Genomic DNA, 23418 nt, shown 5'->3' with positions numbered 1-23418 from the left:
GAGCCGCCCTGCATCCCCTGCATCATATCCAGGATATCAGATCGTCAGGACGACAGCGTCCGCGCAGCACCCGAAAGCGCATCGGAACGCAGCAGGGCGCGGTAGCGGGCCTGACTGCCCTTCAGGTGCCGGCGCATCGCCTCGCGCGCGCCCTCCTCGTCACCGTTGGAAATCGCCACCACGATGGCCTCGTGCTCGGCGCAGATCCGCTTGGCATAGCTCATGTCGCGCTCGTCGCCGCTCTCGGTCTGCAGGGCCGCACGCGGAATGATCTGCGTGCCGAGCCGCGACAGGAACTCCGCAAAGCGTGGATTGTTGGTGGCACTGGCGATGGCGAGGTGAAAGGCGAAATCCTCTTCCGACGTCGGCCGCTGCGCTTCGATGCAGGCAACGACGGCGGCGTGACAGCTGAAGATGCGGTCTTCTTGCGCCGGCGAGCGACGCTGGGCGGCAAGTCCGGCCGCCTCGACCTCGACGGCCGTGCGCAGCTCCAGAAGCTCGATCATCGATGAGACGCGCGCCTGGTCGATACGCTGCTGCGGGAAGAACGGCACGGACGGCGAATCGAGAACGAAGACGCCCGCCCCTTGCCGCGCCACGACCAGCCCGTCCGCCCGCAAGGCGGCAATCGCCTCGCGCACCACGGTCCGGCTGACGCCGTAGGTCTCGGTCAGCTGTACTTCGCTCGGCAGCTTTTCGCCGGGCGAGAATTTTCCGGACTGTATGGCGCGTCTCAGTTCTTCGCCAATTTTGGAGACAAGCGTACCCTTGCCCTTGTTGGCGAACTTCGCAAACCCTTCCACGGTTTTCTTTCTCCCCGGCATCTCTTCAACTGCCCCTTCTCCGAAGGCCCTCAGCAAGGCTTTGTCAAGACATTCCTTTTGCCGAGACCTGGTGCCTCACCGACTCCAGTTTATATTCATACATATACGCTATACTTGTATGATAAATTAAGCAAACAGGTCATGCCGCAACCCAGGCAAGAGCCGCACAGCAGACAAGCCGCCATTCACAGCTCCGCCGGCGGGCCACCCACCCAACGGCGCAGGAAGGCGAGCGTCGCCTGCCGCATCGCAGGGCTTTCCTTGTGGCCATCGCCATCGCCGAGAAAGCGGTCGAGCTTGTCTTCCGATCCGGCCATTCGATAGGCCGCCGTCACAGTCGTCAGTGCTGAATCGCGCGCGGCGGCCGGCGTCAGATGATCGCCCCGCTCGTGCCCGACGAACTGCGAACGCGGCGCGACCAGACCCGCGATATCGCCCATGTCGGCCACCGCGAGCAGGCCCGGCACCGTCAGATAGATGCCGTGGCGATCATGAACACCGAGCGCGATCAGCTCCTTGATGTCGGCGAGCATGCAGAGATCCGCGACCGCCGCGACCCGGCCGTCCAATGCTCCGAGCCACGACGCCAGCGCGCCCCCCATCGAAATGCCGAGCGCCGCGATCCGTCCCTCGTCCACCTCCGGCCTTGACGCGAGATAGCCGAGCGCGGCGGCCTGGCACTTCAGCATCTCGCCGAACAGGCAATCGCCCCGCCACAGCGCCGCCTTGGCCATCGCGCTTTCGCTCCCCTCACCCTGGCGCGAACCGAAGCCGGGCATGTCGACCGACAGGACGGCGAAACCGAGCTTCAGAAGATCTTCGGCATAGGGGCCGGCAAGGTAGAGTGCGCCGGTCAGTAGCTCGTCCGCCCCCTGTTCGTAGTTGCCGCCATGCGCATGGCAATAGAGGATCGCCGGACACGGCAGGCGCGCCGGCAACAGCAGAATCCCGGAAACGTCGCGACCATCGATCGACAATGTTACCGTTTCACGGCTGCCGCCATCCGCCATCGGTACCGTCTCGGTCGTCCGGCCGCTGGCAGCCAGATCGCTCCGCCAGCCGACCAGCGCTGCGATCCGGCTGCGAAACATCTCTGCCGTCTCAGACATGTCGCCCCCTCAGCAATGCGCCGTCGAGCCGTCCGGGCGGATCGGCAGCTTGCGCTCCCAATGCACGTAGCGGTCGGTTTTCAGGTATTCCTCGTCGATCTCGACGCCCCAGCCTGGCCGGTCGGGCCTGAGCTCCAGATACCCGCCCTTCGGCACATAGGGATCGACGACATAGCCGACGCGCTCGTCGCCACTCATGCCGTCGCTGTGATAGGCCGCGCCGACCGGCAGGCGGTATTCGAGGATCTTGAAGTTCGGCTGTGAGGCCGCGAAGTGCAGGTTCACCGCGGTCGCCAGCGGCCCCATCGGATTGTGCGGCGCGACGCTGACATAATGCGCCTCGGCCATCGCCGCGATCTTGCGCATTTCGAGGAGCCCACCGATCACGCAGATATCCGGCTGGATGATATCGGCGCCGGAGACCTGCATCAGGCGCAGGAACTCGAACTTGGAAAACAGGCTTTCGCCGGTCGCCAGCGGCACCTTGAGCTGCGATTTCAGCCGGCCCCAGGCCTCGAAATTCTCCGGCCGGATCGGCTCCTCGTAAAACAACGGATTGAATTCGGCGAGAAGATTGCCGAGCTGCACGGCCTGCCAGGGCTCGTAGATTTTGGCGTGGGCGTCAAAGGCAAACTCGACGTCCTCCCCGCAAGCCTCCATCACCTTCTCCACCCATTCGCCGGTCGTCCTGAGAACCTTGCCCCACGGGTTGGCATGGATATCGATCCGGTAGGGAGACAGCTTGAAGGCGGTCAGCCCGTAGCTCTCGCGCATTTCAATGCAGTGATCGCGGATGCGCTCCGGCTCCGGCGCCGTATAGACGCCCTGATAGACCCGCACCCGCTCGCGCACATTGCCGCCGAGCAGCATGTAGACCGGCACGTTGAGCGCCTTTGCGGAAATGTCCCACAGCGCATGGTCGATGGCCGAGATCGCCGCAAGGCCGAGAGCCCCGGGAGGAAAGCGGCTCTGCTGCATGAGCTTCAACACAAGGGCCTCGATCCGTCTCGGGTCCGCGCCCTCGATCTGAAGGTAGAGATAGTCGAGAAGCGGCGGCAGAGCCCGGTCGGGACCGTGATTGTAGCACTCCCCCCAGCCGGTGATGCCCTCGTCGGTGTCGATCGCGACCAGCACACGCGGCCGATCCCGGTCGCAACTCATGAATGATCGCAAACCCGTAATTTTCATAGTCGTTCTCCTCCAAACGGCGTTTGAGCCAAGCCCCGTACACCAAGCCCGGTGATGGCGAACAGGCCGCCGGCGCAAGGTTGCCGGTCCTCGGTGCCCGGTGTCTTTTCAGTGCCGAAGCTGGTCACGTAAAGGGTGTCGAGATACGGCCCGCCAAACATGATCTTGGTCGGCCGTTCCGCCGGCATGTCGATGATCCGGTCGATTGCGCCTTCGGGCGTGTAGCGCACCAGTTGCCAGCCGCCCACACCGGCCATCCAGTAGCAGCCCTCGGCATCGACGGTGCCGCCGTCCGGTCGGCCCTCGACGGCACGGGTGTCGAAGAACACCCGCCGGTTGGAGGGCGTTCCGGTTTCCTCGTCATAATCGCAGACCCAGATGGTCCGCACGGCAGGGTTGGAATCGGAGAAGTACATGCGCTTACCGTCTGCGGAAAATGCCAACCCGTTGGGCGTGAATATCTCGGAAAACCAGCGCGTGCATGTACCGTCCAGATCAAGCCGATAGATGGAGCCTTCCGGCACCGGACCACCGCCTTCGCGCATGGTCCCGGCCCAGAACCGCCCCCTCCCGTCCGTCGCCCCGTCGTTGAAGCGATTCTTCGGCATGTCGGGCTCCGGATCGACGATCAGCGTCTTCTCGCCGCTCTCGAAATCGAAGCGGAAAATGCCGTTCCGCCCGGCGACCACCAGCCCTCCGTCGCCGGTCGGGGCAAGGCATCCGGCAGCTTCGCCGAAGGCGCGCGAGCGGTTTTCGCCAAGGGCCGGATCGAAGCGATGTACCTTGCCGGCGGGGATGTCGACCCACCACAGGCACTGCTGTCCGACATCCCAGAAAGGCCCCTCGCCCACCGTACTGCATGGCTCGAGGACGCACTCAATCCGCATTCGCAATTCTCCATTCTGCACTCTGTCCACCCAGATCGTCAGGCAGGCGGATACTCGCATTGGTTACGATGCGACGCAACATGTCATACATCATTTGAAATTTGTTTGACAACATGGTCCTTATGATGCCAGCTTGCCAGATGCGGCACGTTCAATCGCCGCACCTTGGAGGAGGAATCATGAACAACATTTGGTGCAGGATGCGCCGGCCGCTGATGGCGTCAGCCGCTGCCGCGCTGATGCTTACCCCGCTAAGCGCCTGGGCATTCCAGGACGCCCCTATGCTCGAGGAACAGGTGAAGGCAGGCAAGCTGCCTCCCGTCGACCAGCGACTGCCGGAAAAGCCGGACGTCATCACGCCGCTCAACGAGACCGGCACCTATGGCGGCACGCTGCGCCGCATGCTCGGCGGCTCGAACGACCACAACTCCATTCTTCGCATCGTCGGCCCCCAGGGCCTGACGCGCTGGAAGGCCGACTGGTCCGGAATTGAACCGAACGTCGCGGAGAGCTGGGAGGCCAATGCCGACGCAACCGAGTTCACGTTCCACCTGCGCAAGGGCATGAAGTGGTCGGACGGGGAACCCTTCACCGCTGACGACGTGATGTTCTTCGTCGACGATCTCTTGAACAACGAGGAATTCTATCCCTCGGCACCGTCGAACTACGCGGTCGACAACCAGCGGATGAAGGCCGAAAAGATCGACGACTACACCGTCAAGTTCAAGTTTGCCGGCCCCTACGGCCTGTTCCTGCAGCTCCTGGCGACGCCGCTCGCCCAGGAACCGGTCTTCTGGGCCAAGCACTACTGCAAGCAGTTCGTGCCGAAGTACAATCCGGACGTCGACAAGATGGTCAAGGACACTCCCGGCGTCGAGGACTGGCCGTCGCTCTTCAAGCTGAAGTGCGGTGAACTGGAATCGCCCGCCCGCTGGGGCAATCCTGCCCGTCCGACCCTTGATCCCTGGATCATGACCGACCAGGCCTACACCGCCGGCACGACCCGCGTGGTCATGACCCGCAACCCCTATTTCTGGCAGGTCGACGACAAGGGCAACCAGCTGCCCTACACCGACGAAGTCACCATGGGCGTCGCTCCCGACAACCAGGCGCTCCTGCTCGAAGCGGTCGCCGGCAACATCGACATGCAGCGCCGCAAGATCGATACGCTCGCCAACAAGCCGGTGCTCGCGCAGGCCATGGAAAAGGGTGGCTTCCACTTCTACGAAGCGACCCCGTCCAGTTCGAGCACCATGACCGTTCACCTGAACCTGACACACAAGGATCCGGTGATGCGCAAGCTGCTGAACGACAAGAACGTCCGCGTTGCCCTGTCGCTCGGCATCGATCGTGAGGAAATCATCGACATCGTCTACCAGGGTGTCGGCAAGCCTTGGCAGATCGGTCCGCTGGAGCAGAGCCCGCTCTACAACGAGCAGCTGTCGCACCAGTTCACCGAATACGACCCCGACAAGGCCAACGAACTGCTCGACGCCGCCGGCCTCGACAAGCGTGACGCCCAGGGCTACCGGCTGCGTCCGGACGGCAAGCGCTTCACCTTCAACGTCAACTACACCGGCATCGAGCAGCCCGACTGGGGCGACGCGCTCGAAATCATGAAGGAGCAGTGGCAGAAGATCGGCATCGAACTGAACGCCACCTCGGTCGAGCGCTCGATCTACTATTCGCGCGGCGAAGCCAACGACTACGACTTCATGGTCTGGCAGTCGCCAGGCGGCCTCGATGCCTATTTCGATCCGCGCGACTACTTCCCGATCCATCCGCAGGGCTCCTGGCAGGCGATCCCGTGGGTGCGCTGGTATCTGACCGGCGGCAAGGAAGGCGAGGAGCCGAACGAATCGAACAAGGAACGCCTGAAACTCTATGACGAGTTCAAGGGCGCCGCCGACCCGGCCAAGCAGGAAGAGATCTTCAAGAAGATCCTGCAGATCTCGGCCGACCAGTTCGAAATGTTCTCGATCTCCTCGGCGACCAGCACCTTCGGCGTGGTCAACAACAAGCTCATGAACGTTCCGGAAAAGATCCCGTCCTCGTGGATGTATCCGGATCCGGCTCCGACCCTGCCGCAGACCTACTTCTTCAAGAAGTAACCACGTGCTGCCTGAATGCCGGCCCTTCCAATCGGGGCCGGCATTTACGTCAAATGCCCTGAAACAACAGAACGGACGGCTTTCAGCCATGCTCTGGCGCTATATTCTCAAACGGCTTCTCTGGATGATCCCGTTTCTCTTCGCGGTCTCCGTGGTATCCTTCCTGCTGATCCAGGCACCGCCCGGCGACTATCTGACCACCTATATCGCCAAGCTCGCCGAATCCAACGAAGTGCTCGATCAGTCGGCGATCGACAATCTGCGCCAGCGCTTCGGCCTCGACCAGCCGATCTACGTCCAGTACTTCAAATGGATCGGCAATCTCCTGCACGGCGACTTCGGCATGTCTTTCGAATGGCGCCAGCCGGTCTCGGAGCTGATCTGGGAGCGCATGGCGCTGACGCTGATCCTGTCGCTGGCAACCCTGCTGTTTTCCTGGGCCATCTCCCTGCCGATCGGCATCTACTCGGCCGTCCGCAAGTATTCGATCGGTGACTATGTCGCCTCGACGCTCGGCTTTCTGGGGCTGGCGACGCCGAACTTCCTGCTGGCACTGGTCCTCATGTATATCGGCGTCGTCTATTTCGGCTCCGATGTCGGCGGTCTGTTCTCCAACGAATATGTCAATGCCCCCTGGTCGTGGGGTCGCTTCATCGACCTGTTGAAGCATCTGTGGCTGCCCGTCGTCGTGCTCGGCACAGGCGCCACCGCCAGCCTGATCCGCATCATGCGCGCCAATCTCCTGGACGAGCTGAACCGGCCCTATGTCGACACCGCGCGCGCCAAGGGCATGTCCGAATTCTGGCTGATCATGAAATATCCGGTGCGCGTGGCATTGAACCCGTTCGTCTCGACGATCGGCTGGGTGCTTCCCAACCTGGTGTCGGGTGCCGTCGTCACCGCCATCGTCTTGAGCCTGCCGACCGCCGGTCCCCTCATGCTGCAGGCGCTCCTGTCGCAGGACATGTATCTCGCCGGCGCCTTCGTGCTGCTGCTCTCCTCGCTGACGGTCGTCGGCATGCTGATCTCCGACATCCTGCTCGTGCTGCTCGACCCGAGGGTGAAATATGAGTGATACCGTGAATGCAAGCATCGAGAGCGGCACTGGCAATGACAAGGTCGCGATCGCCTCGCAATGGCAGCTGACCTATTGGGCCTTCAAACGGCACAAGCTGGCCGTCGTCGGCTTCTGGGTCATCGTCCTGTTCTATATGGTCGCCCTTTTTGCCGAGGTCATCGCCCCCGACGATCCGTCGGACCAGAACCGGCGCGCCGTCTTCCAGCCACCACAGGCGATCCACTTCATCGACCATGCCGAGGACGGCATGCACATCCGGCCTTATGTCTATGAGATGAAGCGCAATCGCGACCCGGTCTCGCTGCAGGTGACCTACGAGCGTTCCGACCGCAAGATCTATCTGCGCCTGTTCGGCGAAGGTCCCGCCTACGAATTATGGGGCATCATCCCCATGAACACGCATCTCTTCGCCAGCCAGGACCCGAAGGATCGCTTCTACTTCTTCGGCGCCGACCGGCTCGGCCGCGACATGTTCAGCCGCGTCGTCTACGGCACACGCATTTCCATGTCGATCGGCCTCATCGGCGTCGCCATCAGCCTGTTCCTGGGCATCACCCTTGGCGGCATATCGGGCTATTACGGCGGCCGCGTCGACGCCGTCATCCAGCGCCTCATCGAATTCGTGCTGAGCCTGCCGACCATTCCGATCTGGCTGGCCTTGGCGGCCGCATTGCCGGCCTCCTGGCCGATCTACCAGCAGTATTTCGTCATCACCCTGATCGTCAGCCTCGTCGGCTGGACCGAACTCGGGCGCGTGGTGCGCGGCCGGTTTCTCGCCATGAAGAACGATGATTTCGTCATCGCCGCCCGTCTCGACGGTGCGTCGGAGGCACGCATCATCTACCGCCACATGCTGCCGTCGCTGACCTCGCACATCATCGCCTCGATGACGCTGGCGATCCCGCTGATGATCCTTGCCGAAACAAGCCTCTCCTTCCTCGGCCTTGGCCTGCAGCCGCCGGCCATCAGCTGGGGCGTGCTTTTGAAGGAAGCGCAAAATCTCCGCTCGGTGACACAGGCGCCATGGCTGTTCATCCCCGGCGGCTTCGTCGTGCTCGCGGTTCTGGCATTCAACTTCCTCGGCGATGGCATGCGCGATGCCGCCGACCCATACGGCCATTGAGACGAGGAATGGACATGACGAAACCCGTTATCACCGTCGACAACCTGACCGTCGGCTTCAACACCCGCAAAGGGCTCTATGACGTCCTTCACGGCGTCAGCTTCGAGCTCCATCGCGGCAAGACCACCTGCATCGTCGGCGAGAGCGGCTCCGGCAAGTCCGTGACCGCCCGCACGATCCTCAACATGGTTCCACGCCCCGGCGTCATCAACGGCGGCCGCATCCTGTTCAATCCGGACGGTGACAACGAACGGGATATCTCGGCGCTCGATCCGCGCGGCAAGGAAATCCGGGCGATCCGCGGCGGCCGCATCGGCATGATCTTCCAGGAACCGATGAGCTCTCTCTCGCCGGTCCATACGATCGGCAACCAGATCATCGAGGCGATCCGCCTGCACCGCGACGTCTCCAAGCAGGAAGCCCGCAAGATGGCAGCCGAGCTTCTGGCGCAGGTGGAAATCCCCAATCCGGACAAGGCGCTCGACAAGTACGCCTTCGAATATTCCGGCGGCATGCGCCAGCGCGCCATGATCGCCATGGCACTCTCCTGCCGCCCGGACGTGCTGATCGCCGACGAGCCGACAACGGCGCTCGACGTGACGACGCAGGCGGAAATTCTCGACCTGATGCGCAACCTCCAGCGCGAGCTCGGCATGGCCATCATGTTCATCACCCATGACATGGGCGTGGTGGCCGAGATCGCCGACGAGGTCGTCGTGATGGAAAAGGGCTATGTCGTCGAGCGCGGCGACGTCCACCAGATCTTCAGCGCGCCGCGCCATCCCTACACGCAGAAGCTACTCGGCGCGGTCAAGCGGCTGGAGGAGCCGGCGACCGAGAAGGTCCGCCCTGCCCCGAACGCGCAGCCCATTCTCAAGGTCGACCAGTTGAAGCTGCATTTTGAAAAGCGTGAGGGCTTTCTCCAGCGCGTCACCGAAGTCACCAAGGCGGTCGATGGCATCTCCTTCGAGCTGAAGCAGGGCGAAGCGCTCGGCATCGTCGGCGAAAGCGGCTCAGGCAAGACGACCGTCGGTCGCTGCATCGCCCGCGTCTACGATCCGACCGACGGCGTCATCGACTACCAGGGCGCCGACATCGCCAAGCGGCCGACGAAGGCGCTGAAGGAATATCGCCAGCAGGTCCGGATGATCTTCCAGGACCCGTTCGCCTCGCTCAATCCGCGCATGACGATCAAGCAGATCATCGCCGAGCCGCTGATCATCAACGGCGTGACAAACAGCTCCGAACTCGAGGACCGCGTCGCCAAGCTCCTGCGGGAGGTCGGGCTGTCGCCGGACATGATGGAGCGCTATCCGCACGCCTTCTCGGGCGGCCAGCGTCAGCGCATCGTGGTCGCCCGCGCCATTGCACTGGAACCGAAGCTGGTGATCGCCGACGAGCCGACGTCCGCGCTTGACGTCTCGATCCGCACCCAGGTTCTCGACCTGCTTCTGCGGTTGCAGGCGGAAATGGGGCTGAGCTTCATCTTCATCAGTCACGACATGGCGGTGATCCGCTATTTCTGCGACCGCGTCGCGGTGATGTATCACGGCCGCATCGTCGAGATCGGCGAAACCGAGCAGATCATCACCGATCCGCAACATCCCTACACCAAGGCGCTGCTCTCTTCCGTGCCGATTGCGGACCCGGCGCTGCGCGGCACCCGCCAGCGGCATCGTTACCGCGAGGAGGCATAGGTGATCATAGGGCGGCGGCGCGCGGAGATGATGGCCTTCGCGCCGGGCATGGCAGAGGTTCTGGCAGAAGATGCGCGCCTGTCTCCGCTCGGTGACGCGGCGACAGCCGCCTTCTGGGCCGAAGGTGCGCGCGACGTGACCGACATCCGCGACCTGACCTTCGAAGGCGCTGCCGGTCAAGCGCAGTCGGCCCGCCTCTATCGCAGCCGCGAGGGCCAGACACCGGTCCTCCTTTACATCCATGGCGGCGGCTGGTCGGGCGGCTCCATTGCACTGAACGAGCGCGCCGCCCGCGAACTGGCGGCCGAAAGCGGCTGGAGCGTCCTCAGCATCTCCTATCGACTGGCCCCGGCGCATCCCTTTCCCGCCGGACTGGACGATTGCCGTCAGGCACTGGCATGGCTGAGGCGCGAAGGCCCTGCCCTTGATCTCGACACCGACAGGATCGCTGTCGGCGGAACCTCGGCCGGCGCCAATCTGGCCATGGCAACCGCACTCGCCGAAAAGCAACAGGGCCTTGCCAAATTGCTGCTATTCTACGGTGTGTTCGGCGCCGACTTCTCGACGCCGAGCTATGAACGTTTCGCGGCTGGTCCGGGTCTGACCCGCGAGCGCATGCGGCATCTCTTCTCGCTCTACGATCCGCAAGGCCAGCGTGACCGCGAGCCTTTGATCACACCTCTCCTTGCCGACCTTGCCGGCCTGCCGCCCGCCCTGCTGATCGCCGCCGAATGCGACGTGCTTTGCTCGGACAGCGAACGTATGGCCGATGCGCTGACGCGGGCCTGCGTCGAAACAAGCCTTCACATAGAGCCGGGCGTCACGCACGGCTTCATCAACCGCGGAAGACTGCTGCCGGCAGCCACCGCCGCACTTCACCGCGCCGCCGGCTTTCTTGCCGGCCGCCCATGACACAGGGACGGATCATGAAGATCGAGACCATCACAACGACGAAGTTCCGCTACATCACCAACAAGGTGAAGGACACCGACGGCCACACCCATCCCGGCCCCGAGCGCGAGGCGCAGTCGGCGCTTCTGACGATCACCGCCGACGACGGCACCACCGGCCACATCGTCACCAGCTACGGCGACATCGAGGAACAGCTGATCGAGAAATTCGTCCGGCCGGTCCTCGTTGGCGAAGATCCGCTGCGCATCGAGCGACTGTGGCAGGCGCTCTACAAATGGCAGCGCGGCTCGTCGATGAAGCTGACGGACCGTACGCTCTGCGCTGTCGAGCTGGCGCTGTGGGACCTCGCCGGCAAGGCCAGCGGCCAGCCGGTCTGGAAGCTCATCGGCGGCTACCGCGACAAGATCCTCGCCTATGGTTCGACCATGTGCGGCGACGATCTGGAAAACGGGCTGGCCACGCCGGAAGATTACGGCCGCTTCGCCGAATGGCTGGTCAATGTGCGCGGCTACAAGGCCGTCAAGCTGCACACCTGGATGCCGCCGATCCCCGGCGCGCCGAATGTGCGGATGGACTATGCCGCCTGCGCCGCCGTGCGCGAGGCCGTCGGCCCGGACATTCCGCTGATGCTCGACCCCAACCACTGGTATTCGCGCGCCGACGCCCTCTGGCTCTGCCGCAAGCTCGAGGAGCTCGATTTCTACTGGATCGAGGAGATGATGGAGGAAGCCTCGCTGTCCTCCTACCAGTGGCTGACGGCCCGCACGCCGAAGCTCAACATCCTCGGCCCCGAATCCATGACCGGCAAGCACTGGACGCGCGCGGAATGGGCGGCCAAGGGCGCCTGCGACATGCTGCGCACCGGTGTGTGGGATGTCGGCGGCATCGGCCCGGCCATGAAGACCGCTCATCTCGCCGAAAGCTTCCACATGTCCTGCGAGGTTCACGGCACCGGTGCCGGCAATCTCGCCGTCGCCGCGGCGATCCCGAACACCAGCTACTATGAACGCGGATTGTTGCACCCGTTCCTCGATTACGACAAACCGTCGGCCTATCAGAATCGCATCGATGATGAGATGGATCAGGACGGTTACGTCCATTGCCGCAACACGCCCGGACTGGGGCATGATTACAACCTGGACTACATAGAGGCCAACCGTGTCTGATACCCGTATTGCCGAACTGCGCGTCACTCCCATCGCGTTCTACGATCCGCCGCTCTTGAACAATGCCGGCTGCCACCAGCCCTTCGCGCTCCGCTCGATCATCGAGGTGGAGACCGAGGACGGCGTCATCGGCCTTGGCGAATCCTACGGCACCAAGCCCGTGCTCGACGGGCTTAAGGAGCTCGCCCCCATGTTGGTCGGCATGGACATCACCAACATCAACGGCCTGTGGGCGCGCGCCCGCAAGGCCGTTACCACCTCCATGCGCGGCTATGTCGAGAAGGAAGCCGTGCTGCCGCGCGTCGTCGGCGCGGTCGAGGTCGCCCTCTGGGATGCGCTCGGCAAGTCGACCGGCCGGCGCGTCTGCGACCTGCTCGGTGGCCCGGTGCGCGAACGCGTCCCCTTCTCCGCCTACCTGTTCTACAAGTTCGGCCGCCACATCGACGAGACCGAAGACGACGAATGGGGCGCGGCGCTGGATCCGCAAGGCATGGTCGAACAGGCCCGCAAGATGATCGGCGAATACGGCTTCGAGGCGATCAAGCTGAAGGCCGGCGTGTTTGAAGCGGAAGAAGAAGTCGCCGCACTCGAAGCGCTGCGAGAAGCCTTCCCCAAGGCGCCGCTCCGGATCGATCCGAACGGCGGCTGGCACGTCCACACGACGCTGAAGCTCCTGCCGCGGCTCACCGGACTGATCGAGTATCTGGAAGACCCGACGCTCGGCATCCCGGCCATGTCCGTCGTCCAGGCGGCGACCGACATTCCGCTCGCCACCAACATGTGCGTCGTCGAAACCGCCCACATCCCGCCGGCAATCGCCAAGGATGCGGTGCGCGTCATCCTCTCCGACCACCATTACTGGGGCGGCCTGATGGCAAGCCGTCATCTCGCAAACATCTGCGACGTCTGGGGCATCGGCCTGTCGATGCATTCCAACTCGCATCTCGGCATTTCGCTCGCCGCCATGACGCATCTGGCGGCTGCCACGCCGAACCTCACCTATGACTGCGACACCCATTACCCGTGGGCGATCGACGAGGTGATCGAAGGCGGCAAGCTGAAATTCGAGAAGGGTTCGCTGGCCATACCCGACGGCCCCGGCCTTGGCGTCACGCTCGACCGCAGCGAGCTGAAGCGCCTGCACCAGAACTATCTCGACAACGGCTATGGCGAGCGCAACGACGCGGCCGAAATGCAACGCCACCTGCCCGACTGGAAGTTCGGGCGTCCGAAGTTCTAAGCATTCCGTGCAAACGAAGAGGGCGGCCCCGGATCACTCCGGGGCCGCCCTTTTCCGTCAATCAGACTTCGGCCGTATCAGGCCAGTTCGACCGGCTTGCCGGTCTGCCAGGAGAGCGTTGCGGCTTCCGCCAGCTTCTGCGCCTGCAGGCCATCGAAGCCGGACGGACGCGGGCTCTTGTTGCCGGCGTCGATCGCCTCGATGAAGGTGTTGATCTCGTTGGCATAGGCCTGGGCATAACGCTCCAGGAAGAAGTGCTGCACCGGATCGCCCTTCACACCGTCGGCGTTCGACATCTCGACGCTGGTGTTCTGGATGTTCTTCGCGGCCAGCATGCCGCCGGCGCCGTGCACCTCGATGCGCTGGTCGTAGCCATAGGTGGCGCGGCGCGAATTGGTGATGACCGCGATGCGGCCGGACGCCGTCTGCATCTGCACGGCAGCGGTATCGACATCGCCTTCAGCGCCGATCGCCTTGTCGACGAGCGCCGAGCCGAGCGCGTTGACCACGACGAACTCCTCGCCCATCAGGAAGCGGGCCATGTCGAAGTCGTGGATCATCATGTCGCGGAACAGGCCGCCCGACGACTTGACGTATTCGGCCGGCGGCGGCGACGGATCGCGGCTGGTGATGGTGACGATCTCGATCGCGCCGACATCGCCGCGGCGAAGGCGGGCCTCGACGCTGGCAAAATTCGGGTCGAAGCGGCGGTTGAAGCCGATCATCAGCGTCGTGTCGGTCTTGGCGACTACCTCGAGGCACTGGTCGATGCGCTCGACCGACATCGACACCGGCTTTTCGCAAAGCACGGCCTTGCCGGCCTTCGCACCCGCTTCGATCAGATCCGCGTGGCTGGGAGTCGGCGTGGCGATCAGGATCGCGTCGACGTCGCTCGCCGCAATGATCTCCTCGACGCTCTTCACCTGCGCACCCGTCTGGGCGGCCAGCGCCTCGGCGGATGCCGGAAAGGCGTCGGCGATATAGCTGAGCTTCGCCTTCGGGTTTGCCGCGATCGTGGCGGCATGCACCTTGCCGATACGGCCCGCGCCGAGCACTCCGAACCTGATCATGTCTTTATTCTCCATAAGATTGAAGGGCACGCCTCGTGCCCGGTCGTAACCTGTCAGATGATGGCGTCGCCTTCAGGCATTTTGGCGGCATGGCAGGCGCAGTGACATAGCGCCCTCGCCTCGCCAGAACTGCTACGGGCTCACAATTGCCCTACCCGCCAACAGGGGCCGAAGGCAATCACCGGATGACTGAAGTCGATGAAAATTCCCTGCGGCCGAAAGCCGCCGATTGCGCCGCCCACCGGCGACCCGTCTCCTCCCAGAACGCCCGCACCAAACCGCGAGCGCCGCGTACACTAAGACCTCGCCACAAAAAATCAAGCATCCATTCCGCGCAAAATAAAAATGGAATTTTTGTTTCAAACGCGAATATGCATGAGGCTGAAGTTCTCACATGATATGCGTCGGGACAAACAAGTTCACGACCGCCCGCCTCGCGGAAGGCAAACCGGCCAACCGGGGCGTAAATTATTGATCTCAAAGACAAATGGTGGGCCCGGAGGGACTCGAACCCCCAACCAAGCGGTTATGAGCCGCCGGCTCTAACCATTGAGCTACAGGCCCGGCGCGGCAGGCGCGCGATGCGCGGGAAGCAATGGTTCCGCCCGCGCGGGTTCCGCTCTAGCCGATAAAGCCGCGCCGGGCAAGAGTTGCCGTAATCGCTTCACAATCGCCATGCACAAGCTTATGAGCGGTTGCTGAAAACCGCATATACAACAGGAGGATTGATCTTGAGTTCCATTCTTGCCCGCCGCACCTTCTTCGCCGCCCTCGGTGTCGCAAGCCTTGCCCTATCGTCCTCCGCCTTCGCCGAAGATACCGCGCCGAAGGAGGCGATGCTCTCCGTCAGCGGCACCGGGGAGGCTTCCACCGCACCCGACATGGCGATCATCGACCTTGCCGTCCTGCGCGAAGCCGATACCGCCCGCGAGGCGCTCGACGCCAACAACAAGGCGATGAGCGACGTCCTGGCGGCGCTGAAGAAGGACGGCATCGCCGAGAAGGACCTCCAGACCTCCGGCCTGTCGATCCAGCCGAAATACGACTATTCCAAGAATGACGGCTCGGCGCCGACGCTGACCGGCTACTCGGTGACCAACAGCCTGACGATCCGTATCCGCGATCTCTCCAAGCTCGGCGCAGTGCTCGACAAGTCGGTGACGCTCGGGGTCAATCAGGGCGGAGGCATCCGCTTTGCCAACGACAAGCCGGATGCGCTGCTCGAGGCCGCCCGCACGGATGCCGTCAAGAACGCGATCGCCAAGGCCAAGACCCTGTCGGAAGCCGCCGGCGTCAAGCTCGGCCGCATCGTCGAAATGAGCGAGGCCTCCGCCGCGCCCATGCCGCAGCCCATGGTCCGCATGTCGATGGCCAAGGAAATGGCCGACGCCAGCGTGCCGGTCGCCGCCGGCGAAAACAGCTACTCGGTCACCGTCAATGTGACATTCGCGCTGGAACAGTAGGCGCAAGAAAAGACCACAAATGAAAACCGCCCTCCGCAGGTCTGCGAAGGGCGGTTTTTTGTGTCCGCCCGGCGGGGCGGTTCGGGTTTAGCGTCCGATCAGCGGGCAACCGCGGGCGTTCGCGAACACCATCCGCACCTGGTGGCGGTGCTGGCGACCCTTGACCACGACGCGGCGGTGATCGGCGCGCACGATGCGGGCGTGGCGAACGCCGTGACGTTCAGCCTTGCGCAGGGCCTGGCCGGGGACGCAACCGCGGCGATGTTCGCGATGGCCGCTGTAGTAGTGATGGCCCGGCGTACCGAAATAGATGCCGAAGCCGACATCCGGGCCGCGGGCGGCGGCGGTAGACGTGGTGCCGGCGATGGTGCCGAGCGAGATCAGAAGGGCAATACCTGCCTTGGCGATGAAGTTGGTCATGGTCTCTCTCCTTGAGTTGACGTTGGGTTTCGAAGACTGCTCTCCTCAATCACTCGTCCCAAGTGATTGACCTGACGATATCGCCTGCCGCCTGAACCCAAACGGAACCGGCCGTTCATCCGCCATTCATGAAAAAGCCATGATTTCCGCCGCGCAAACGCCCGGCTTTCGCATGGTGCGAGGCAAACGACCCGACGTCCAAACGCAGAAAGCCGCCCTTTGCGGGAAGACAAAGGGCGGCTTCAGAGCTCCGGCTCCTGGACGGGGAAGTAGGTGGCCGGAGAAGGCTTGTTTCAGGTTACTAGCGGATGACCGGGCAGCCGGGAACGTTGGCGAACACCAGCCGGACCGGGCGGTGATGCTGGCGGCCATCGACGACCACGGTGCGACGGTTCATGTCGACGACATGGGCGCGGCGAACACCGAAGCGTTCGGCCTTGTCGACAGCCTGCCACGGGCTGCAAGCGGGCCGGCGGCCAAAGTCGCGGCCGAAATCGCGACCGCGGTCGCCACGGTAGCCGTCACGGTATCCATCGTGATAGCCGGGGCTGTCGATGTAGATGCCAAAGCCGAAGCCCGGGTCACGGGCGGAAGCGGTGGAGGTGATGCCGGTAATGGCGGCGATGGAAACCAAAGCTGCAATGCCTGCCTTTGCGATGAAGTTGGTCATGGTCTCTCTCCGAAAAACGTCCGTTCGTGACGTTGGCTGATCTGGTTGCACTCCCCCTCTCCAAGGGATTGAGTGGAATTTAGTCCAGCCAATCTGAACCGATCCGGAACCGGATATTCATCTGCCGTTCACGAAGCGAATTTGATTTCAGGCCGAAAGATGCAGCACGATCTGGCGGCTGTGGGGACGTGTCCTGTGCTCGAAGAGATAGAGGCCCTGCCAGGTGCCAAGCGCCAACCGGCCGTCGGTTACCGGAATGCCGATCGAGGTCTGGGTCAGCGCCGCCTTGATATGCGCAGGCATGTCATCCGGGCCTTCCATGGTGTGGACGATCCAGCGCATCGACGGGTCGTCGGAGTCCGGCACCAGCCGGCGGAAGAATTCATCGAGGTCGCGCCGGACGTCCGGATCCGCGTTTTCCTGGATGACGAGCGAACAGGAGGTGTGGCGGACGAACACGGTCAAGAGCCCCTCGCCCGCCGCATTGGCACGCACGAAGGCCTCGGCCTCGCGCGTGAACTCGTAGAGCCCGGCGCCACGGGTGGAAAGCGAAAGCATGGTCTGCGGCATGGCGGTCTCCTGTCGTCACCTGACGGAGACTTGGCGCGAAGCGGTCCCGATTGCAAGGTCGCGCGCCGTGCCCCTTCCCCGTTGGCACGCCTGCAGGTAACATCCCGCGAAAAACGAGGAGACATTCATGGCCGACACGGAAGACCTCTTGGAGAAGCTCGCCGCGCAGGAAAAGGCGCTGGTCTTTTCCACCTTCAACGAATCGACCGCACTGCAGGTGGGGCTGGCGCTGGTACAGGCGGCGCAGGCGCAATATGCGTCCGTCGTCATCGACATCCGCACGCCGAATCGCACCCTCTTCCACGCGGCACTTCCAGGTTCGGCTCCCGACAATGACGAGTGGGCGCGCCGCAAGTCGAACACGACGCTGCGCTTCCACCGCGCCTCCTTCGCCGTCGGCGAAGGCATGCGCCAGAAGGGACGCACGCCCGGGCCGGATATCGGCATCGACCTGATGGAATATGCCACCCATGGCGGCAGCTTCCCCGTCCGCGTCGAAGGCGTCGGCGTGGTGGCGGCAATCACCGTTTCCGGTCTCGCACAGGCCGAAGACCACCAGATGATCGTTGACGCGCTCGAGACATACCTGGCGCAATAGGGAGAGGATCATGACCAGCCTGGCGAAGACCGCAATCACTGCCGGCACAGGTCTGCTGGCGGCGAGCTGCCTGTGGCTGATGCCGGCACCGCCGGCTGAGGCCGCCTCGCCGAGCTTCGACTGCGCCAAGGCGAGCCACGAGATAGAGACGCTCATCTGCGGCGACGACGGCTTGGCGGCGCTCGACCGCAAGCTGCAGGACACATTCAAAGAGGCGGTCGACGTGGTGGAAAAAATGCCGAACCACGGGGCGGCGCTGAGCGACATGAAGGCCTATCAGCGCGGCTGGATCAAGGGCCGCGACGACTGCTGGAAGGCGGACGACAAGCGCCAGTGCACCAAGACCGCCTACCGCAACCGGATCGCCGAACTGCAGGCGCGCTACGTGCTGATCAAGGGCCACGCGCCGGTGTTCTACACCTGCAACGGCAACCCGTCCGACGAGGTCGTCGCCACCTTCTTCGACACGGATCCGCAGTCCGTTAGGCTGGAGCGCGGCGACACGACGAAAATCGCCCTCCAGGCCATCTCCGCCTCCGGCGCCCGCTACGAAGGCGACTTCGGCCTTGAGTTCTGGGTCAAGGGCGACGAAGCGATGGTGACATGGCCGCAAGGCAACGACTTCACCTGCAAGGTGAGGCAGCAGTAGCCGCCTCAAAACGCCGGGAAACCCCTCTCCTTCCACTTGGCGCGCGGCACGGGGGCGCCGACGGCGTAGGCGAAGGAGACGACGCGGGTGGCGCCCTTGTCGACCTCGCAGCGGAAGGACAGGTCGAACCATTGCCCCTGGGCGCGGAAGGCAGCCTTGCGAACCGCCAGCACGGTTCCGCTGGGCAGGTTGTAGGCCGGCAGCAGCTCAGGCTGGTAGGAAGGCTTGCCATGGCGCAGCTGCTCGCGCAGTTCGGTCACGCAGAGCCGGCTCGCGCGCTCCGAAGGCGGAATGCCGTTCTCGGCAATCATCGCCTCCTCGGAGGTACTGTCCGAATTCGAGTACAGCTTGCCCGCCCGCTTCAGATCGGGCACGTCCTCCGGCTTGGCGGCATCCTCCGCCTCCTTTTTGGCCTCATCCGCCTCGGCCTTGGTCTTGTCCGCTTCCTTATCGTCTTCAACCGGCAGCGCAAGCGCCGCGGCGGCTTCTTCCTCCGACATTGCATCGGCGCCGGACTTTGCTGCCGTCAAGGTTTGCGGCAATGGCTTGGGCTTGGGGTCCTCGGCCTTCTTGTCGGCCTCCGATGGCGCTGGCTTGCCGCCTGCGGCCTCCTGCGGCTTGACCTCCGGCTTGGCCTCATCCGTTTCGAGCTTGCGAGCCGCATCGCCGTCGAGCGCCTTCTTCGGACCGGCATCCTTGTCTCCGAAGCGGTAGGCGGGATTGAGCACGGGGATCGGAATGCGCATCGCCTGGTCCGGCTGGCCGGGTGGCGGCGTCTGCGGCTTGGGCGGCGGCTTCGGCGGTGCCGCCTGCTCCTCGGGCTTTTCCTCGGCTTTGGGCGGCGGCGTCTCCTCCGGCGGGGGCACCAGGGCAACCTGCACGGCCTGTTGTTGCTCCTCCTGCTTTTCGGGGAACTCCGGCAGGCCGAAGAGGAAGATCGCCAACAGGAGCAGATGCAACCCCACCGACACGACGGCACCGGCAGTCACCTGCCGACGCCGGCGGCGTTGCAACTGGTGATCCTCAATGTCCGCCGTCAATTCGCTCATGGTCAGATTGATGTGGGTCGCAATGAGGCCCAATCAAGGCAATGGCGGAAGAAAGAGCCGCCCCTCACGCCGCTTTCAGCACCATCACGCCGGCGGCGATGACGCAGGCGGCGGCGATGCGGGCGCGGCCGACCTTTTCGTGCAGCACGAAATAGGAGATCAGCGCCCCGAAGAGAATGGAGGTTTCACGCAGCGCGGCAACGACGGCGACCGGCGCGATCGTCATCGCCCAGAGCGCCAGGCCGTAGGATGCCGATGTTCCGATGCCGCCGACGAGGCCGCCGAGCCAGTTGCGTTTCAGATAATCGAAGAACACCGCCTTGTAGGCGAGAACCGCCCAGAGCGTGAGCGGAATGCCGGTCAGCAGGAAGACCCAGAGCGTATAGGCCGCCGGCGCGCCGGAGAGCCGCACCCCCATGCCGTCGATCAGCGTGTAAGTGGCGATCACGCAGGCGTTCATGAGCGCCAGCATGGCGCCTTGCGCATTGCCGCGGGAATTGACCGCCATCGTCAGGATCCCGAAGCAGATGACGGCGATGCCGGCCCATTCCAGCGGCACCAGCTTCTCGGCGACGAAGAAGGCCGAAATCAGCGCCACGATCAGCGGCGCGGTGCCACGCATCAGCGGATAGGCCTGGCTCATGTCGGCGACGTGATAGGTGCGCGCCACCATCATGTAATAGACCACCTGGCAGCAGGTGGAGGCCGCGATGAACGGCCAGCTTTCGCGCGCCGGCTGCGGCAGGAAGGGCAGCAGCACCATCGCCAGGACCGAGGAGAACGCGGCGACGAGAACAGCGGTCAGCACCTTGTTGCCGCCGCCCTTGACGATGGCGTTCCAGGAGGCGTGCAGCAGGGCGGCGAAGAGGACGACGGCGAAGACGCTGAGGGGCATGGAGATTTTCCGGGTGGTTCCGGGAAGACCTCCCGGCGCAAGACGACGCGGAGACGGACGCTACAGGACTCACCCCTGCCTGTCGAGAACGGCCCGTTTCCCGGCTTGCAATTGTGTTCAAACGCGCAAGCCAATGGTGAACGCAACGGAAATCGATAGCGGTATCGGCGCATGGAGAGACCGGACTGAGATCGCCACGAGGCCGCTTGTTTGCAAAGCTGCACACCCCCCTCATAGGCCGCCTATCGATATCCATTCCGAGCAGCGGCCTCGTTTGTGATGCAACCTTAAAGTACCGAAATTAATACCAAAAAAGGTTCAGTTAGAGCCAATTCGGAAGACTTGCTGAAAGCGGGGCCGCATGAGAATAACGAAACATCTTCCGATGGTTGCGATTCTCGCCTCGGAAAGGGGAGCCTGGGGTCTCGCTCGGGTGTTGTTGCGGGTATTCAAACAATGGCCATACATACTCAGCCTTCTGGCGGACATGCGAAGCTTTGTCTTGGTCGCTTGCATATCCTGGCGCTAATGGCCGGAGCGTCGGCATTGCAGCTATATGCCGTTTTGCCTTCCCAGGCGACAGCCGCCGAGTGTACCGTGGAAGACAATTCATGGACGGACTATGCCATCAGATATCAGACCGATTGTTCGTACTCGGTTTCCGGGGACATCACGGATTTCGACGGCATCGATTTGGTCGGGTCGAGTGGCGTCGAGCTGACGATCGGGGCGGACTACACGGTGACGGGCACCATGTATGACGCAATTTGGATTGCCGAGAACACCGGTACTGTGGCGATTACCAATTACGGAAACCTCGTCGGAGTGTGGGCCGGCGTCGAACTCAGCAACAATGCAGTTACTCCCACGCTTTATAATAGTGGAACAATCGCGGGGAACAGATATGGGATTTTCGCAAGCGAAAGTACCGTTTCTATCACCAATAAAGGCACGATTTCCGGCGGCGTTGAGGCGATCTATCTGGGGCTGAACGGCAACACGCTGAACATCCTGTCCGGCGCCGTTTTCGACGGCGTGGTCGATTACAACGACACGACCGGCAACGCGACGACCTTCGGCTCGGGCAGCTATTCCGTTCCGGTCGCCTATTATGACGCCGACAACAACACCATCACCCTGAACAACGCCCGCCAGACGCTGGTGATGACCGACGAGGATACCTCCTCCGGCACCTTCGAGGTGGTCGAGAGCGCGGGCACAGCCTCGCTGCCGCATGCGGTCACTGGTTATACCGGCTCGATCAACCAGGTGATGACCTCGATCCTCGACATCGACATCGAGCGGCCCTTCGACGGCATCGACCTGCCGTCCGGTTCAGGCGCGCTTGGCTACGCCGAGGAAAAGAAGGATACGCCGGCCACCGCTGCCATCAAGAAGATTGCTGACGATACCGCCGTCGACAAATTCGGCAACCTCCTGTGGCTGCGCGCCTTCGGCGGCCAGACCTATGATAACGGCAACGATACCACGGCTTCCAATTACGGCGTCGCCGCCGGTATCGGCCATCAGTTTGATTTCGGCCGCTTCGGCATTCTCGGCGGTATCGGCCGCATGATCAACAGGGCCGACGACGGGACCGGCAAAGTGACCGGCGACACCGGCTTCGGCGGCGTCTATCTGCGCCGCGAGATGGCCGGCCTCACCTTCGACACCTCGCTGATCGCCGGCGGCATTCATAGCCGCAGCACCCGCGAGGTCTCCGGCTCCGACGATGCAACCGGCACGTTCAATGGCTGGTACATCTCGCCGGAAGTGGCGGTGTCGAAGAAGATCGCGTTCGGCGCGCCCGGCTGGAGCGTGACGCCCGCTGCCAAGCTGCGCTACACCGCCGGTTTCTACCGCGGCTATACGGAAACCGGCTCCACCCAGAACGTCACCTATGACGACCGCACCTCGCAGTCTCTCGAAGCCGTGCTGGAAGCCAAGCTGACCAACAGCCGCACCTTCGACAACGGAATGGCGGCCAATGCCTCGCTCGTTGCCTCTCTGGTCGATACCGTCAACCTCGGCTCATCCGACATGAACGCCAGCGTCAGCGGCACCGACTTCACCGTCTCGACGATCGGCCACCGTAATGTCTTCGGGGCCAGGCTCGGCCTTGCCGGGGAGCTGCAGCTCAATCCGCAGACGACCGTCTACGGCGGCGCCAATGCCGGCCTCTACACCGACGGCACATGGTCCTGGTCCGCCAACACAGGCGTCAAGGTCGCCTTCTGAGCACACGCCGGGCGAGACAGTTGCGCCCGGCTCACCGCCGGTCAATCAACCGTCCGGCGGATGCCTCCTTCGGAAGCAACCAAAGGACAGTCAGGTCCTCTTCCAAAAAGAGCAAACTTTGCACGATGACTTTCTCGACATTCTCCCCCGGAACACGAACGGGGAAAACGTTCATCGCCAATCATCAATGGTGGCGGACGAGTGAGGCGGCGCGAACCTCCTTCAAGACCTCGCGCATTTGGCCCTGAAGATCCTGGCGGCGGATGACGATCCCCTTGAACTTCACACGCGCCGCCCGGTCGCGCGCATCCTTCACGGCAGCGGCGAACGCAAGGTCGTAGGTATGAAACCGCGGTGAGGTGCGCCCGGCGAGTTCATAGGTCCAGCCGTCGCAATCCGGCACAATGTCACATAGTATGTCTTTCATCGCTTCTCCTCCGTAAAACTCTGCGCCCGGCCTC

General features: G+C 63.3%; 22 protein-coding genes and 1 tRNA gene. 11 read left to right on the top strand and 12 right to left on the bottom strand.

The annotated features are described in order from the left end of the window. Positions 1–44 precede the first annotated feature (44 nt). From ACU5AZ_RS17965 to ACU5AZ_RS17950, 4 genes are all read right to left on the bottom strand, one after another. Positions 45–824, bottom strand: coding sequence for a FadR/GntR family transcriptional regulator (locus ACU5AZ_RS17965; RefSeq protein WP_446823688.1), 780 nt, complete (start codon positions 822–824; stop codon positions 45–47). A 185-nt stretch (positions 825–1009) separates the two neighbouring features. After that, entirely contained in the window at positions 1010–1933 is a 924-nt protein-coding gene (locus tag ACU5AZ_RS17960; protein WP_446823687.1) for an alpha/beta hydrolase, read from the bottom strand. Between the two features lie 9 nt (positions 1934–1942). Further along, positions 1943–3121 (bottom strand): mandelate racemase/muconate lactonizing enzyme family protein, encoded by a 1179-nt coding sequence (locus ACU5AZ_RS17955; protein ID WP_446823686.1) that lies wholly within the window; start codon positions 3119–3121, stop codon positions 1943–1945. Further along, a complete protein-coding gene (locus ACU5AZ_RS17950; protein WP_446823685.1) occupies positions 3118–4008 on the bottom strand; it encodes an SMP-30/gluconolactonase/LRE family protein in 891 nt (296 codons plus the stop codon). The genes ACU5AZ_RS17955 and ACU5AZ_RS17950 overlap by 4 nt, the downstream gene beginning before the upstream one ends. Positions 4009–4187: 179 nt before the next feature. On the opposite strand from ACU5AZ_RS17950, the gene ACU5AZ_RS17945 reads away from it, so the two are divergent. The 7 genes from ACU5AZ_RS17945 (at position 4188) to ACU5AZ_RS17915 (ending at position 13335) form a co-directional block, all read left to right on the top strand. Continuing rightward, positions 4188–6119, top strand: a complete 1932-nt coding sequence (locus ACU5AZ_RS17945) for an ABC transporter substrate-binding protein (RefSeq protein WP_446823684.1) — start codon at positions 4188–4190, stop codon at positions 6117–6119. An 88-nt stretch (positions 6120–6207) separates the two neighbouring features. Next, entirely contained in the window at positions 6208–7194 is a 987-nt protein-coding gene (locus ACU5AZ_RS17940; RefSeq protein WP_446823683.1) for an ABC transporter permease, read from the top strand. Continuing rightward, positions 7187–8320 (top strand): ABC transporter permease, encoded by a 1134-nt coding sequence (locus tag ACU5AZ_RS17935; RefSeq protein WP_446823682.1) that lies wholly within the window; start codon positions 7187–7189, stop codon positions 8318–8320. The genes ACU5AZ_RS17940 and ACU5AZ_RS17935 overlap by 8 nt, the downstream gene beginning before the upstream one ends. 8 nt (positions 8321–8328) lie before the next feature. After that, positions 8329–10017 carry an ABC transporter ATP-binding protein gene (locus ACU5AZ_RS17930; RefSeq protein WP_446823681.1) on the top strand — a complete coding sequence of 563 codons (1689 nt, stop codon included), beginning with the start codon at positions 8329–8331 and terminating at the stop codon, positions 10015–10017. Beyond that, positions 10018–10929, top strand: a complete 912-nt coding sequence (locus ACU5AZ_RS17925; RefSeq protein WP_446823680.1) for an alpha/beta hydrolase — start codon at positions 10018–10020, stop codon at positions 10927–10929. It begins immediately after the preceding gene. Positions 10930–10943: 14 nt separating this feature from the next. Further along, the gene (locus ACU5AZ_RS17920) at positions 10944–12095 is read left to right on the top strand and encodes an enolase C-terminal domain-like protein (RefSeq protein ID WP_446823679.1); all 1152 of its coding nucleotides are present in this window, start codon (positions 10944–10946) and stop codon (positions 12093–12095) included. After that, positions 12088–13335: an enolase C-terminal domain-like protein gene (locus ACU5AZ_RS17915; protein ID WP_446823678.1), complete on the top strand. Its 1248-nt coding sequence runs from the start codon at positions 12088–12090 to the stop codon at positions 13333–13335. The genes ACU5AZ_RS17920 and ACU5AZ_RS17915 overlap by 8 nt, the downstream gene beginning before the upstream one ends. A gap of 77 nt (positions 13336–13412) precedes the next feature. On the opposite strand, the gene iolG is transcribed toward ACU5AZ_RS17915, so the two are convergent. Both iolG and ACU5AZ_RS17905 read right to left on the bottom strand, forming a co-directional pair. After that, positions 13413–14405, bottom strand: a complete 993-nt coding sequence (gene iolG, locus ACU5AZ_RS17910; RefSeq protein WP_446823677.1) for an inositol 2-dehydrogenase — start codon at positions 14403–14405, stop codon at positions 13413–13415. Between the two features lie 488 nt (positions 14406–14893). Then, positions 14894–14969: transfer RNA gene (locus tag ACU5AZ_RS17905), tRNA-Ile, on the bottom strand. 167 nt (positions 14970–15136) lie between these two features. On the opposite strand from ACU5AZ_RS17905, the gene ACU5AZ_RS17900 reads away from it, so the two are divergent. Continuing rightward, positions 15137–15868 carry an SIMPL domain-containing protein gene (locus tag ACU5AZ_RS17900; RefSeq protein ID WP_446823676.1) on the top strand — a complete coding sequence of 244 codons (732 nt, stop codon included), beginning with the start codon at positions 15137–15139 and terminating at the stop codon, positions 15866–15868. Between the two features lie 87 nt (positions 15869–15955). Here ACU5AZ_RS17900 and ACU5AZ_RS17895 read toward each other — a convergent pair whose 3' ends face one another. From ACU5AZ_RS17895 to ACU5AZ_RS17885, 3 genes are all read right to left on the bottom strand, one after another. Beyond that, positions 15956–16288, bottom strand: coding sequence for a hypothetical protein (locus ACU5AZ_RS17895; protein WP_446823675.1), 333 nt, complete (start codon positions 16286–16288; stop codon positions 15956–15958). Between the two features lie 301 nt (positions 16289–16589). Then, entirely contained in the window at positions 16590–16958 is a 369-nt protein-coding gene (locus ACU5AZ_RS17890) for a hypothetical protein (RefSeq protein WP_446823674.1), read from the bottom strand. A gap of 147 nt (positions 16959–17105) precedes the next feature. Next, the gene (locus tag ACU5AZ_RS17885) at positions 17106–17528 is read right to left on the bottom strand and encodes a secondary thiamine-phosphate synthase enzyme YjbQ (protein ID WP_446823673.1); all 423 of its coding nucleotides are present in this window, start codon (positions 17526–17528) and stop codon (positions 17106–17108) included. 127 nt (positions 17529–17655) lie between these two features. Here ACU5AZ_RS17885 and ACU5AZ_RS17880 point away from each other — a divergent pair, with 127 nt between their 5' ends. Continuing rightward, the gene (locus tag ACU5AZ_RS17880) at positions 17656–18126 is read left to right on the top strand and encodes a heme-degrading domain-containing protein (RefSeq protein WP_446823672.1); all 471 of its coding nucleotides are present in this window, start codon (positions 17656–17658) and stop codon (positions 18124–18126) included. A 10-nt stretch (positions 18127–18136) separates the two neighbouring features. Then, a complete protein-coding gene (locus ACU5AZ_RS17875; RefSeq protein ID WP_446823671.1) occupies positions 18137–18775 on the top strand; it encodes an MliC family protein in 639 nt (212 codons plus the stop codon). 5 nt (positions 18776–18780) lie between these two features. Here the strand turns inward: ACU5AZ_RS17875 and ACU5AZ_RS17870 are convergent, their stop codons facing one another. Together ACU5AZ_RS17870 and ACU5AZ_RS17865 are read right to left on the bottom strand one after the other, a co-directional pair. After that, positions 18781–19824 carry a DUF930 domain-containing protein gene (locus ACU5AZ_RS17870; RefSeq protein WP_446823670.1) on the bottom strand — a complete coding sequence of 348 codons (1044 nt, stop codon included), beginning with the start codon at positions 19822–19824 and terminating at the stop codon, positions 18781–18783. A gap of 64 nt (positions 19825–19888) precedes the next feature. Further along, positions 19889–20719, bottom strand: coding sequence for an EamA family transporter (locus ACU5AZ_RS17865; RefSeq protein ID WP_446823669.1), 831 nt, complete (start codon positions 20717–20719; stop codon positions 19889–19891). A 597-nt stretch (positions 20720–21316) separates the two neighbouring features. On the opposite strand from ACU5AZ_RS17865, the gene ACU5AZ_RS17860 reads away from it, so the two are divergent. Beyond that, the gene (locus ACU5AZ_RS17860) at positions 21317–22957 is read left to right on the top strand and encodes an autotransporter outer membrane beta-barrel domain-containing protein (RefSeq protein WP_446823668.1); all 1641 of its coding nucleotides are present in this window, start codon (positions 21317–21319) and stop codon (positions 22955–22957) included. Positions 22958–23141: 184 nt separating this feature from the next. Here the strand turns inward: ACU5AZ_RS17860 and ACU5AZ_RS17855 are convergent, their stop codons facing one another. After that, positions 23142–23384, bottom strand: a complete 243-nt coding sequence (locus ACU5AZ_RS17855) for a hypothetical protein (RefSeq protein WP_446823667.1) — start codon at positions 23382–23384, stop codon at positions 23142–23144. Positions 23385–23418: the final 34 nt, after the last annotated feature.

It is taken from the genome of Rhizobium sp. PAMB 3182, assembly GCF_052908355.1.
This window is presented reverse-complemented; position numbering and strand designations above follow the sequence as displayed.